Below are 12,881 nucleotides of genomic sequence, written 5' to 3'. Positions count from 1 at the left end.
GCATACAAACGGTCTGCATACACTGGCCGACCGAACGACATTTCGGTCGGTCCCGGCAGGAAGCAGAGACGACAGGTGACAGAAGCGATCCTCCTGGTCGGCGGCAAGGGCACCCGACTGCGTCCGCTCACCGTGCACACCCCGAAGCCGATGGTCCCGGCGGCCGGGGTCCCGTTCCTCACACACCAGTTGGCGAGAGCGAGAGCGGCGGGGGTGGAGCACATCATCCTGGCGACCTCCTACCTGGCCGAGGTCTTCGAACCGCACTTCGGCGACGGCTCGTCGCTCGGCCTCCACCTCGAGTACGTCACCGAGGACGAGCCTCTCGGCACGGGCGGAGCCATCCGCAACGTGGCCTCGCGTCTGCACTCGGGCCCGGACGACCCTGTCCTGGTCTTCAACGGCGACATCCTGACGGGCCTGGACATCAGAGCCCTGGTCCGCACCCACGAGTCGACGTCGGCGGACGTCTCCCTCCACCTGACCCGCGTGACGGACCCACGGGCCTACGGCCTGGTCCCGACGGACGAGACGGGCAGGGTGACAGCGTTCCTGGAGAAGCCGCAGACCCCGGAGGAGATCGTCACCGACCAGATCAACGCGGGGGCATACGTCTTCCGTCGCTCGGTCATCGACACGATCCCCGCGGGCCGCCCGGTCTCGGTGGAAAGAGAAACGTTTCCTGATCTCCTGGCTGTGGGCGCACATCTCCAGGGTCTGGTGGACTCGACGTACTGGCTGGACCTGGGCACGCCGGCCGCCTTTGTCCGCGGCTCGGCGGACCTGGTCCTGGGCCGGGCCCCGTCTCCGGCCGTCCCCGGCCGCTGCGGGGACCGGCTGATCCTCCCCTCGGCCAGAGTGGCCCCCGACGCCAAACTGACCGGCGGCACGGTGGTGGGCGAGGGCGCGTTCGTGGCGGAGGGCGCACGCGTCTCGGGCAGCACGATCCTGGCGGGCGCGGTGGTCGAACCGGGTGCGGTCATCACCAACTCCCTGATCGGCACGAGGGCCCGCGTAGGCGAACGCTCGATCCTGACGGGCACGGTCATCGGCGACGGCGCGATCATCGGCGCCGACAACGAACTGAGGGAGGGCGTACGGGTCTGGTGCGACGCAAGAATCCCAGCGGGAGCACTCCGCTTCTCGTCGGACCAGTAGGCACCCACTTTTCAACGCCGACCGGCACCCCCACTCCGACCGGCATCTCCAGCCCGTCCGGCGTTTGAGGACGAGGCCGTTCAGGCCGACAAGCGGGGGTCTGGGGGCGCAGCCCCCAGGAACGGGATGGGACGGGTAGGGGCGGCGGGGGCGAAAAACCACCCCCGCCCCGAACTCACAGCCGCCCGATATCCCCCACAGGCATCCGAGGCCCCCGCCTCGCAGGCACCCGCCCACTCAGCAGAATCAACCGAGCCGCCCGATGCCGCTGCCCCGCATACGGCTCCAGCAACGACAACATCACGTCATCATCCGCGTCCCGGTCCCCGGCCAGCGCGAACCCGACGATCCCCGGCAGATGCAGATCCCCCACAGTCACCGCATCCGCCGCCCCATGACTCCGCTGCACAACCTCCGCCGACGTCCACGGCCCCACCCCCACAACCACTTCCAACCGCGCCCGAGCCCGCTCCGCATCCATCCCCACGGCCTCCTCCAGCCGCCCCGCGACCCGAACCGCCCGCAGAATCGTCGACGCCCGCTTGTTGTCGACGCCGGCCCGATGCCACTCCCAGGACGGAATCAGCGCCCAGTCCCGAGCCGCGGGCACCACGAACAACCCTGGGGCCAGGCTCGCGGGCCCCGGCGCAGGCTCCCCGAACTTCCGTACGAGCAACCGCCAAGCCCGGTAAGCCTCGACGGTCGTGACCTTCTGCTCCAGCACGGACGGAATCAGCGACTCCATGACCAGCCCGGTCCGCGTCAGCCGCAACCCCGGCCGCCGATGCCGTGCCAGCGCGACAACCCGGTGCCGGGGCGCGAACACCTCCGGATCGTCGGCCGCCCCCAGCAACTCGGGCAACTGCTCCAGCAACCACTCGGCCCCCTGCCCCCAGGCCTCCCCTTGGACCACCCCGTCCCGCAACGCGACCCGCAGCGTCCCGGGCCCGGCAGGCGTACGGCTGGCCCGCCACACGGATCCGTCCGGCGCCGCCCGGAACGTGGGGTCGCCCGGCCCTCGCCGCAACGGCCCCAGAACCAGCCCGACGTCGAGCGGCACACCGGGCACCCACGTCCGCGTCCGCCCCGGCACGACGACATGCCCACCGCGCACCGTCGTACGCGTAGGCCGGGAAGGCCGAGGAGCGAACCGTCCTGCCACGAACCGCTCCTAGCGCTGGATGGACAACTGGATGGACAAAGGGCACCCGCTGAACAGAAAAGCACACAAGGAACAGCCGCCCCCGCCACTCAGCTCTTCCACCCCACCAAGCTGCTCACCGCACCTCGATGAACGCCCCCGCATCCCGATCCACCCGAGGGCGAGGCGCCTCCGCGGGATGCCCGACCGCGACCGCACCCATCGGATCCCAGCCCGCCGGCAGCCCCAGCACCTTCCGCACGACCCCCCGGCAGAACATCGTCGACGACACCCACGCCGACCCGAGCCGCTCCCCGGCGAGCGCGACGAGGAAGTTCTGCACCCCGGCCCCGGTCGCGACCACGAACATCTCCCGCTCGGCCCCGTCCCGCCGCGCGTCCCCGTACGTGTGCGACCCGTCCATCACCAGACAGGGCACCACGAGATACGGCGCCGCCCGCAGCACATCACCCCGCCGCACCCGCTTCTCGACGGACTCCTCGCTCTTCCCGTCCCGCCGCAGATCGGCGATCCACGCATCCCGCATCGCATCGAGCAGCTCGGTCCGCGACCGCTGCGACTCCAGCAGTACGAAGCGCCAGGGCGTCGTGTGATGAGGGGCGGGCGCGGTCACGGCCGCGGCGACGGCCCGCCGTACCGCACCGGGGTCGACGGGCTCATCCGTGAACGCCCGCACCGTACGCCGCTGGGTCACCGCCTCCCGTACGGCCTCGGAGGTGCCGAGCCGGAACATGTCGTCGCGGGAGTCGCGCACCATGGCCCGCGCCCCCTCGCCGTCGCCCTCGGCCACCACCTGGGGCAGCCCGCGCACGACCGCGACGGGCAGCCCCGATGCCTTGCCCTTGACCAGATCCCCGGCGGCGGCCAGCTCGTCGGCGGTCGCCACGACGGTCGCGGAGAGCGGATTGCCGTGCGCGTCCGTGCCCCCGCGCAGATCGTCGAGTACGTGCACGCCCGCGGCGCCGATCGCCACGTCGGTGAGCCCCGTGCGCCAGGGTCGCCCGAAGGTGTCGGTCACGACGACCCCGATGTTGACGCCAAGGGCGTCTCTCAGCCCGTCCCGGACGGCCCGCGCGGACGCGTCGGGGTCCTCGGGCAGCAACAGCACGGTCCCGGAAGGTGTGTTGGAGGCGTCGACCCCGGCCGCGGCCATCACCAGCCCCTGCCGGTTCTCGACGATCCGCAGCGGCCCGCGCCGGGCGACGACCCGCACGGTCTCGGCGTCGATGGCGGCCTCCCGGTCCGCCGCCTCGACGATCCGCCCCTCGGCCTTGGACACGATCTTCGAGGTGACGAGCAGCACGTCCCCGTCGAGCAGCCCGGGCTCGGCGGCGGCGATGAGCTTCGCGAGATCGTCCCCGGGCCGGACCTCGGGCAGCCCGTCCACCGCCCAGACCCGGTACCCGGCCTGCTCGGTGGCACCCTCAGGGGTCGGATCCCCGCCCCCGCCACCCGCTCCGGAAAGTCCGCCGCTCAAGCGCCCCGCACCTCCTCGGCCAGCGCGAGCGCCTCACGCGCCATCCGCGCCGACGCTTCCACGTCCGTCATCATCAGCGGTACGGCGCGACAGCGGATGCCGGCCGTCTCCACCCGCTCCACCGTGCCCGCGTCGACCGTGTCGACGAGCCAGCCGTCCAGCAGCCCCGAGCCGTAGTGCTCGGCGACCGCCGCGGCCGTGGCCTCCACGCCGACCGCCGCGAGCACCTTGTCGGCCATCCCGCGCACGGGCGCGCCCCCGACGATGGGGGAGAGGCCCACCACGGGCACCCCGGCCTCGGCGATCGCCTCGCGGATGCCGGGCACGGCCAGGATCGTGCCGATGGACACGACCGGGTTGGACGGCGGGAAGAGGATCACGTCGGCGTCGGCGATCGCCTCCAGGACACCCGGCGCCGGCTTCGCCTGCTCCGCACCGACCGGCACGATGGCCTCGGCCGGGACGGAGGCCCGCAGCCGCACCCAGTACTCCTGGAAGTGGACGGCCTTGCGCTCGCCGTCCACCTCGACGGCGACATGGGTCTCCACCCGGTCGTCGGACATCGGGATGAGCCGCACCCCGGGCTTCCACCGGTCGCACAGCGCCTCCGTGACGGCGCTCAGCGGAAAGCCCGCGCCGAGCATCTGCGTCCGCACGATGTGCGTGGCGAAGTCCCGGTCGCCGAGCCCGAACCACTCCGGCCCGACGCCGTACGCCGCGAGCTCCCCCTTCACCTGGAAGGTCTCGTCGGCCCGCCCCCAGCCCTGCTCCTCGTTGATGCCGCCGCCGAGGGTGTACATCACCGTGTCGAGGTCGGGGCAGACCTTCAGCCCGAAGAGGTGGATGTCGTCCCCGGTGTTGCCGATGACGGTGATGTCCGCGTCCGGCACGGCCTGCTGAAGACCGCGCAGGAACCGGGCACCGCCGATGCCGCCTGCCAGAACCACAATGCGCATGAGGGCAAGTCTTGCAGGCGGGTACGACAACGCATCGGCCCGGTCGCGAGACCCTGGTCTCAGCCGGTCACGGTCACGGCGGCCGACGGCGCGCAGCGCGCCGCGTGCATCGGCATCTCGGTCAGACCCGGGTAGTAGACGTGCAGGCTCACGGCCGGTTCGAGGGCGTCGTTGACCACCTCGTGGACGTACCCCGGAGCGAAGACGCGCTGTGCGCCCGCCCGCAACGCGCGCGTGCCCCGCTCCGTCCGCTCGGTCAGCAGTCCGTCCAGGACCGTCAGGACGCCCGACGAACGGCCGTGGTCGTGCAGCCCGCTGCCCTGCCCGGGCACCCAGGACAGCAGCCACACCTCGTAGCCGGGACCGGTGCGCAGCCGGTGGTACCAGCGGGACGTGGCGTCGTACTGGACGAGGTGCTCCCACTGGGAGCGGTCGGCGGCGATGGTGCGGGCCAGGCCGACGAAGTCGGCGACGGTGGCCGGGTGCTCGCGCGGGGCCTGGAGGAGGTGCGGTACTTCGAGGATGTCGCCGGCGATCTGAAGGTCGCTGTCGCTGTTCATGGGGTGCGGAGGTCCTCGGCGGGAGAAGTGTGGGGGCTGGCTGGATGTCGCGTACCGTCCGCCCGGGTCACGGGCGGGAAAGGCGTCGCCCTGGTGTGGGCCGGGGGGGAACAGCAGCCGAGTCGCGGTGGACTCAAAGGCAGCCGGAGCGCGTTGGGCTCAACAGCTGGGACAGCAACAACAGCTACAGCGAGCACGGGCAGCACCGAGGGACCGCGCGGGGCGGGTCGGGGTGAGTGCCAAGTTCGCGAGCATGCCCACAAGGACACCGGCTCACACCTTCACTGTCAACTCGACACCCAGTATGTGGGACATGTTTCACCCCATCCGGTTCACCTCCGAGGCGAAAGGTTTGTTCGTGTGCCCACCGGGACACATGGCGCACAACCGGGCGCACAGACCTCACTGCGATCCCGACGGAACGAGATCGAACTCCTGGGCGTCCTCACCTGTACAGGCTCTGTGCGGGGACGGTCGTCCTCCCGGGCCTCCTTTGTCTGTCAAGGTATATGCCGATTTGAACACTTTCCGCATGGCCTTGGTTCCGCAGAGTGAATAAGAGGCCCAATAGCAGATCTCGGCTTGACTCGCCCGGAGCAGCACACTTGTAATTTCACTCGTGTCGTTCGGCCGATATCGGGCAACGGCAACCTCACGGGGACGCGAAAGACAGACGAGGGGCGCACATGACCGAGACGGTGCAGCAACTGCTGGTCGACGACGCGGACGAGGAACTCGGCTGGCAGGAGCGCGCGCTGTGCGCCCAGACCGACCCCGAGTCCTTCTTTCCCGAGAAGGGCGGATCGACCCGCGAGGCCAAGAAGGTCTGCCTCGCCTGCGAGGTCCGCTCCGAGTGTCTTGAGTACGCCCTCGCCAACGACGAACGCTTCGGTATCTGGGGCGGCCTGTCCGAACGCGAACGCCGCCGGCTGAAGAAGGCCGCCGTCTGAGGCGTACGGCACCCGGTTCGCAGGTAACGAACGGCCCGTCGCGGGTGGCTTGTCCACAGGCGGCGGGCCGCCGCGTTGCCCAGCCGATAGTGTGGCTGCTCGTCCGAGACGCCCCGCCGCTCACACAGGGCACAGGCGTCCACCACAGTCCACCGAACCGGGGCCCGTACCTCGATGTCCGTGCACAGCCATACCGCAGCCGACCACGGCACTGCCGCCACGCCCGAGTTCCCGCGTCACGTGGTGACCGCGGTGCTCGTCTCCCACGACGGCGCCCGCTGGCTGCCCGAGGTGCTCGCCGGGCTGCTCGGCCAGGAGCGCCCGGTCCAGCACGTCACGGCGGCCGACACCGGCAGCGCGGACGAGTCCGCCCAGCTGCTCACCGACGCCCTCGGCGCCGACCGCGTACTGCACCTCGCCCGCCGTACCGGCTTCGGCCAGGCCGTCGAGGAGGCCAACCGCACCGCGCCGGTCCTCACCCCGGATGAGCTGACGTACCTGAAGCGCCCCAGCGGCTGGGACCCCGTCACCCGCAGCTGGCGCGACGACGCGTACGACATGCCGGAGCTTCCCCACGGGGAGCCGGTCCAATGGCTGTGGCTGCTGCACGACGACTGCGCCCCCGACCCGGACGCCCTGGCCCAGCTGCTGCGGGTCGTGGAGCACGAGCACGAGCTGGGCCGCGGGGACGACATCGCGGTCATCGGCCCCAAACTGCGCGGCTGGTACGACCGCAGGCAGCTCCTCGAAGTCGGCGTGACCATCGCCAACTCCGGCCGCCGCTGGACCGGCCTGGACCGCCGTGAGCAGGACCAGGGCCAGCACGACCACGTCCGCCCGGTGCTGTCCGTGTCCACCGCGGGCATGCTCGTACGGCGCGACATCTTCGACGAACTCGGCGGCTTCGACCGCCGGCTGCCCCTGATGCGCGACGACGTCGACCTGTGCTGGCGTGCCACCGCCGCCGGCCACCGCGTCCTCGTCGCCCCCGAGGCGGTCGTACGGCATGCCGAGGCATCCTCCCGCGAGCGCCGCACCGTCGACTGCGTGGGCCGCACCTCCGCGTCCCCGCACAAGGTCGACAAGGCCGGCGCCGTCTACACCCTGCTCGTCAACAGCCGTACGGCACAGCTGCCCTGGGTGCTGCTGCGCGTGGTTCTCGGCACGCTGCTGCGCACGGTGGCGTATCTGGTCGGCAAGGCGCCCGGACAGGCCGTCGACGAGATCCGCGGGCTTCTGGGAACCTTGCTGCGCCCCGAGCGGATCATCGCCGGGCGCCGCCGCAGAGGCGTGTCCCAGATCGACAAGGGTGAGCTGCGCGCACTGTTCCCGCCACCCGGCGCGACCGTGCGGGCCACCATCGAACAGGCCGCCGCCGAGTTCGGCGGCCGCTCCGACCCCGAGGTCACCTCCGGTGCCGGACGGCACGGCGGGGCCGTCGAGTCGGGGCCCGGCGGGGACGACGCCGACTTCCTGGAGGTCGAGCAGTTCGTCCGCCTCAAGCGCATCGCCCGCAAACCCGGCCCGGTGCTCTTCGTCGCACTCCTGCTCGTCTCGCTCGTCGCCTGCCGCGAACTGCTCGGCGGCGGGGCTCTCGCGGGCGGCGCGCTGCTGCCCGCCCCGGCCGACTCCGCCGAACTCTGGGCGCGCTATCTGGACGCCTGGCATCCGGTGGGCGCGGGCGACACCTCGTCGGCGCCGCCGTATCTGGCGCTCGTCGCGATGCTCGCCTCCACCCTGTTCGGCTCGACGGGCCTCGCGGTCACCCTCCTGCTGATCGCCTCGGTGCCGCTGGCCGGCTTCACCGCCTACTTCGCCTCCCGACCGCTCGTCGAATCACGGCTCCTGCGCGCGTGGGCGGCCGTCGTCTACGCCTTCCTGCCCGCCGCCGCGGGTGCCCTGGCGGGCGGTCGGCTCGGCACCGCCGTACTCGCCGTCCTGCTGCCGCTGGCGGCCCGCGCGGGCGTCGCGGCGAGCGGCCTGACGCATGCCTCGGGAGCGCGCGGCAGCTGGCGCGCCACCTGGGCGTACGCCCTGCTGCTGACGATCACCACCGCGTTCACGCCGATCGTGTGGCCCATCGCCCTGCTGCTCGGCGTCGCGCTCCTCGCCGTACGACGAGGTGAGATCACCGCCTACGGCCTCCGCTTCCTGGCCCAGCTCGGCGTGCCCATGCTGGTCCTCGCCCCCTGGTCGCTGTCCCTGCTCCCGTTCGGCTTCTTCCAGGAAGCCGGTCTGGAGTACGGCTCCGGCTCCGCCACCGCCCTCGACCTCCTCGGCGCCAGCCCGGGCGGCCCCGGCACGGTCAGCGGGCTGATGCTGATCGGCGTCGTGCTGGCCGCGCTGGCCGCCCTGCTGCGTTCGGAGCGCCAGTTCGGGATCTGGACCGCCTGGGCGGTCGCCCTGGTGGCGCTCGTCTTCGCGGTCCTCTCGAACAGCTCGGCCTGGGCCGGACCCGCCACCCTCGTCTACGGCCTCGCCCTCCTGGCCGCCGCCGCGCTGGGCGCCGACGGGGCACGCTCGCGCGTGGCCGAGCAGAGCTTCGGCTGGCGCCAGCCGGTCGCCGCGCTGATCGCGTTCGCCGCCGCAGCGGGCCCGCTGCTCGTCGCCGCCGGCTGGATGATCCGCGGCGCGGACGGCCCTCTGGAGCGACGCGACCCCGTGCAGGTGCCCGCGTTCGTCGCCGAGGAGAGCGGTACCCGCGACCAGGCCCGCACCCTGGTCCTCGCCAGTGACTCCACCTCCCGCGTCGGCTACACCCTGGTCCGCGGCTCCGGCGCCCGCCTAGGCGACGGCGAGCTGGCGGCGCAGGCCGGCGAGAACGCCGCGCTCGACAAGGTCGTCGCCAACCTCGTCGCGGGCTCCGGCGCCGACCAGGCCGACGAACTCGGCGGCTTCGCTGTGCGCTACGTCCTCGTCCACAAGGGCGCGCCCCGCCAGGTCAGCCGCGTCCTGGACGCGACGCCCGGCCTGAGCAGGCTCAGCCAGCAGGATGGCGGCGCGCTGTGGCGCGTCGACCGGCAGGTCTCGCGCGCCGCCGTCGTCCCGGCGTCCGGCTCCGGCGAACCGGTAGCCGTCGCCGCCGGTCCCGTCGAGATCCACACCACGGTCCCCGCCGGCTCCGGCAGCCGCGTCCTGCGCCTCGCCGACTCCGCCGACGAGGCCTGGACGGCCACCCTCGACGGCAAGCCCCTCACCCCCACCACCCTCGACGGCTGGGCCCAGGGCTTCGAACTTCCCTCCTCCGGAGGCAAACTGGACGTCACCTTCGACACCCCGATCGGTCACACGGCCTGGCTGTGGACCCAGGGCGCCCTCGCCCTCGTCCTTGTCGTCATGGCGCTGCCGGGCCGGCGCCGGGACGTCGACGACGACCTCCCCGAAGAAGAGCGCGAGATCCCCGCCCAGGCCACCACCGGCGAGGGCCGCCGCGCCCGCCGCCTGCGCGCCCAGGCGGAGGCCGACCAGGACGAACAGGCCGACCAGCCGGGCGAGTTCCCGTCGGACACCACCTCTCCTCCTTCGGAGGAGAGCCCGGCCGCGGTCCCGCAGCAGCAGCCGTACGGCGACGAATGGAACACCGCCGCCTACGCCGGCACCCAGTACGACGGCTACGGCGCCGACCAGTACCAGAACGCCCAGCAGTACCCGGCGGGCACCTACGACCCGGCGTACCAGGGGGACCCGTACCAGAACGGCCAGTACGACCCGTACGCGTACGGCGGCTCGCCCCAGACGACGGCGTACGACCAGACGTACACCCAGGGCTACGACCCGACGGCGTACGACCCGGCGCAGCCACCACAGCCCCACCCGCAGGGTGAGCGCCCCGACGGGAGCCAGCAGTGAACCGCACCACCATCTCCCTGATCGCCGGCACGGCCGCGCTCGCCGCCGTCACCGGGTTCGCCGCCCTGAGCACACCGGACGCGGCCGGCGCGGGCACCGCCGAGGCAGCCGCCCAGCAGCCCGTACAGCGCACGAGCCTGCTCTGCCCGGCTCCCAGCACCTCCGACCTCGCGGAGACGTCGTACACGTCCTTCACGCCCGTCACCGAGGGCACCGGGAGTGACGGCAAGGCCGAACTGGCCGCCGCCACCACGGAGTCGGCTGCCGGCGCGAAGGGCAAGGTGAAGGCGGCCAAGCCCGTCCTCACACCCAAGGAGCCCGGCAAGCCGGTCACCGGGGACGTCTCCGGCGGTGACGCGCCCGCGCTCGTCGGCACCGCCGAGGGCAGGTTCGCGCCGGGCTGGGCCGTACAGGAGACCACCCAGGTCGCCGCGGGCAACGGACGCGGCCTGCTGGGCATCAACTGCACCGTCCCGGACACCGAGTTCTGGTTCCCGGGCGCCAGCACCGCCCCCGACCGCACGGACTACGTGCACCTGATCAACCCGGACGACTCCGCCGCGGTCGTCGACGTCGAGCTGTACGGCAAGGACGGCAACCTCAAGTCCGAGGTGGGCGAGGGCATCACGGTCCCGGCCCACGGCAGCGAGCCGATCCTGCTGTCCACGCTCACCGACGAACCGCAGGCCGACCTCACCGTGCACGTGAACGTGCGCAGCGGCCGGGTCGGCGCGGCCGTCCAGGCACTGGACGCCAAGAGCGGCGGCGACTGGCTGACCGCGTCCACCGAACCGGCCGGCAGCCTGGTCCTGCCGGGCATCCCCAAGGACGCCACCGCCGTACGCCTGATCGCCTTCACGCCCAGCGACAGCGACGCCGACCTGAAGGTCCGCCTCGCCTCCCCGACCGGCCTGATCACCCCGGCAGGGAACGAGACGCTGCACATCAAGGCGGGCATGACCGCGGCCGTCGACCTCGGCGACCTCACCCGCGGCGAGGCGGGCTCCCTGGTGCTCACCCCGACCGACACCTCGGTGCCGGTCGTCGCCGCCCTGAAGGTCGTACGCGGCAAGGGCGCCAATCAGGAAACCGCGTTCATCCCGGCCACGGGCCCGGTCACCGCGCGCGCGACGGTCGCCGACAACGCCGCCAAGGGCACCACGCTCTCCCTGACCGCCCCGGGCCGCGCCGCCCAGGTCAAGGTCACGGCGTCCGCGGGCAGCGAGGGCGGTACGGCGGCGACGAAGACGTACACGATCAAGGGCGGCACCACCCAGGACGTCGAACTCCCCGTCCCGGCCGGCCTGAAGGGCACGTACGCGCTGACGGTCGAGCATGTCTCCGGGGGAGCCGTCTACGCGTCCAGGACCCTGGTGGCCCCGGCGGGCGGTCTCTCCGCGTTCACGATCCAGACGCTCCCGGACGACCGGGGGACGGTCGCTGTACCGGACGCGGAGCAGGACCTGTCGGTCCTCCAGAAGTGATCCGAGGTGTCAGTCCTCGCCGTACCGCGGATCCACCGTCTCCGGGGTGAGCCCCAGCAGCTCGGCGACCTGCTCGACGACGACCTCGTGGACCAGGGCCGCGCGTTCGTCGCGGCCCTTGGTGCGGATCTCGACCGGGCGGCGATAGACCACCACGCGCGCGGGGTGACCCTCGCGGGCGGAAATCGTGCCCCCGAGGGGGACCGTCTCGTCGGCCCACGCCTCGGGCGGGCCTTCGAGCTGCGGCACGTCGAGGACGAGGAAGTCGATGTCCGAGAGCTGCGGCCACCGCCGCTCCAGCCGCTCCACCGAGTCCTGCACCAGATCCGCGAACGCCTCGGCGCGGCTCGCGGAGAGCGGAACCTGCGGCGGCGCCACGGGGCCGCGCATGCCACGACCGTGGCGATCACGGCGGCGGGGGCCGGGGCCTGCGGCGCGGGGCGGTACGGGGTTGTCCATCACTGACGAAGAGTAGTCCCCGCGACCACCGCACGGGTGCCGGGCACGCTGCGCCCGTAGGGCATCCCGAAGGTGATCGTTTCAGCCAAGGTCGGGCTCGATTTCGCACCCCTGCCGGAGGGTTGATCTGATGGCGATTGACGCGCTTTATGTCAATTGATGATCAGAATCGGGGCTGTTCGGTATCTCGTGACCCGATGTCGCCCCAGGTCAACGAGGTGTCCCGGAAAACATGTGTGGGCGGTTTCACACCACGACACGGGTGGGTGACCTGGTGGGGAGTCGTCGCAGCCCGTTCAAGAGTGCGGTACCGTCCAACGTCGTGAGCCCTGTACGTCGCTGTTCGCGCACCGCTTGCGGCCGTCCCGCCGTCGCGACGCTGACGTACGTCTACGCCGACTCGACCGCGGTCCTCGGCCCGCTCGCCACCTACGCCGAACCCCACTGCTACGACCTGTGCGCCGAGCACTCCGAGCGCCTCACCGCGCCGCGCGGCTGGGAGGTCGTCCGGCTCCTGGACTCCTCCGCTCCCGCGCGGCCCAGTGGAGACGACCTGGAAGCGCTTGCCAACGCGGTCCGCGAGGCGGCCCGTCCGCAGGGGCGGGCGGCCGAGGCCGGCGGCGGGGCACGCACGGCGGACCCGCGCGAGGTCGCACCGCGCCGCGGGCACCTGCGGGTACTGCGCTCACCGGACAACTGAGCCCGCCCGCAAGGGGATCGGGCTCCGTACGGCGATTTCATTGAGTGGTGCACGCGCATTGACGTGAGGTTGTTGCGGACACGACCATTCCGTCACCCGTGAGAAATCGCTTTCCGCATCGCGGAA

Annotated in this window: 10 protein-coding genes; 5 read left to right on the top strand and 5 right to left on the bottom strand. The window is 72.2% G+C overall.

Features of this window, described 5'->3' with window-relative positions:
• The first annotated feature begins 75 nt into the window (after positions 1-75).
• Positions 76-1,158 (top strand): sugar phosphate nucleotidyltransferase, encoded by a 1,083-nt coding sequence (locus tag ACH4TV_RS40240; RefSeq protein ID WP_398406309.1) that lies wholly within the window; start codon positions 76-78, stop codon positions 1,156-1,158.
• Between the two features lie 175 nt (positions 1,159-1,333).
• Here ACH4TV_RS40240 and ACH4TV_RS40235 read toward each other — a convergent pair whose 3' ends face one another.
• The 4 genes from ACH4TV_RS40235 to ACH4TV_RS40220 form a co-directional block, all read right to left on the bottom strand.
• On the bottom strand, positions 1,334-2,320 hold the full coding sequence (locus tag ACH4TV_RS40235) for a DNA-3-methyladenine glycosylase family protein (protein WP_398406308.1): 987 nt from the start codon (positions 2,318-2,320) through the stop codon (positions 1,334-1,336).
• A gap of 115 nt (positions 2,321-2,435) precedes the next feature.
• Positions 2,436-3,797 (bottom strand): coenzyme F420-0:L-glutamate ligase, encoded by a 1,362-nt coding sequence (locus tag ACH4TV_RS40230; protein ID WP_398406307.1) that lies wholly within the window; start codon positions 3,795-3,797, stop codon positions 2,436-2,438.
• A complete protein-coding gene (gene cofD, locus ACH4TV_RS40225; protein ID WP_398406306.1) occupies positions 3,794-4,753 on the bottom strand; it encodes a 2-phospho-L-lactate transferase in 960 nt (319 codons plus the stop codon). The genes ACH4TV_RS40230 and cofD overlap by 4 nt, the downstream gene beginning before the upstream one ends.
• A 59-nt stretch (positions 4,754-4,812) precedes the next feature.
• Positions 4,813-5,313 carry a cysteine dioxygenase gene (locus tag ACH4TV_RS40220; protein ID WP_398406305.1) on the bottom strand — a complete coding sequence of 167 codons (501 nt, stop codon included), beginning with the start codon at positions 5,311-5,313 and terminating at the stop codon, positions 4,813-4,815.
• Positions 5,314-5,999: 686 nt separating this feature from the next.
• Here ACH4TV_RS40220 and ACH4TV_RS40215 point away from each other — a divergent pair.
• The 3 genes from ACH4TV_RS40215 (at position 6,000) to ACH4TV_RS40205 (ending at position 11,596) form a co-directional block, all read left to right on the top strand.
• Positions 6,000-6,263, top strand: a complete 264-nt coding sequence (locus ACH4TV_RS40215; RefSeq protein ID WP_010034659.1) for a WhiB family transcriptional regulator — start codon at positions 6,000-6,002, stop codon at positions 6,261-6,263.
• A gap of 174 nt (positions 6,264-6,437) precedes the next feature.
• Positions 6,438-10,112: a glycosyltransferase family 2 protein gene (locus ACH4TV_RS40210; protein WP_398406304.1), complete on the top strand. Its 3,675-nt coding sequence runs from the start codon at positions 6,438-6,440 to the stop codon at positions 10,110-10,112.
• Positions 10,109-11,596, top strand: a complete 1,488-nt coding sequence (locus tag ACH4TV_RS40205; protein ID WP_398406303.1) for a DUF5719 family protein — start codon at positions 10,109-10,111, stop codon at positions 11,594-11,596. Before ACH4TV_RS40210 ends, ACH4TV_RS40205 begins: the two co-directional genes overlap by 4 nt.
• Positions 11,597-11,605: 9 nt before the next feature.
• Here the strand turns inward: ACH4TV_RS40205 and ACH4TV_RS40200 are convergent, their stop codons facing one another.
• Entirely contained in the window at positions 11,606-12,055 is a 450-nt protein-coding gene (locus ACH4TV_RS40200; protein ID WP_398406416.1) for a metallopeptidase family protein, read from the bottom strand.
• Positions 12,056-12,329: 274 nt separating this feature from the next.
• Between ACH4TV_RS40200 and ACH4TV_RS40195 the strand changes: the two genes are divergently transcribed.
• Positions 12,330-12,755 carry a DUF3499 domain-containing protein gene (locus ACH4TV_RS40195; RefSeq protein ID WP_398406415.1) on the top strand — a complete coding sequence of 142 codons (426 nt, stop codon included), beginning with the start codon at positions 12,330-12,332 and terminating at the stop codon, positions 12,753-12,755.
• Positions 12,756-12,881 lie beyond the last annotated feature (126 nt).

It is taken from the genome of Streptomyces sp. NPDC020898 (assembly GCF_044333925.1).
GTDB lineage: Bacteria > Actinomycetota > Actinomycetes > Streptomycetales > Streptomycetaceae > Streptomyces.
This window is presented reverse-complemented; position numbering and strand designations above follow the sequence as displayed.

Bases quoted from the DNA above. Each gene is read 5' to 3' on its own strand.
- ACH4TV_RS40200 (WP_398406416.1), bottom strand. From the start codon at position 12,055: ATGGACAACCCCGTACCGCCCCGCGCCGCAGGCCCCGGCCCCCGCCGC.
- ACH4TV_RS40220 (WP_398406305.1), bottom strand. From the start codon at position 5,313: ATGAACAGCGACAGCGACCTTCAGATCGCCGGCGACATCCTCGAAGTA.
- cofD (WP_398406306.1), bottom strand. From the start codon at position 4,753: ATGCGCATTGTGGTTCTGGCAGGCGGCATCGGCGGTGCCCGGTTCCTG.
- ACH4TV_RS40215 (WP_010034659.1), top strand. From the start codon at position 6,000: ATGACCGAGACGGTGCAGCAACTGCTGGTCGACGACGCGGACGAGGAA.
- ACH4TV_RS40210 (WP_398406304.1), top strand. From the start codon at position 6,438: ATGTCCGTGCACAGCCATACCGCAGCCGACCACGGCACTGCCGCCACG.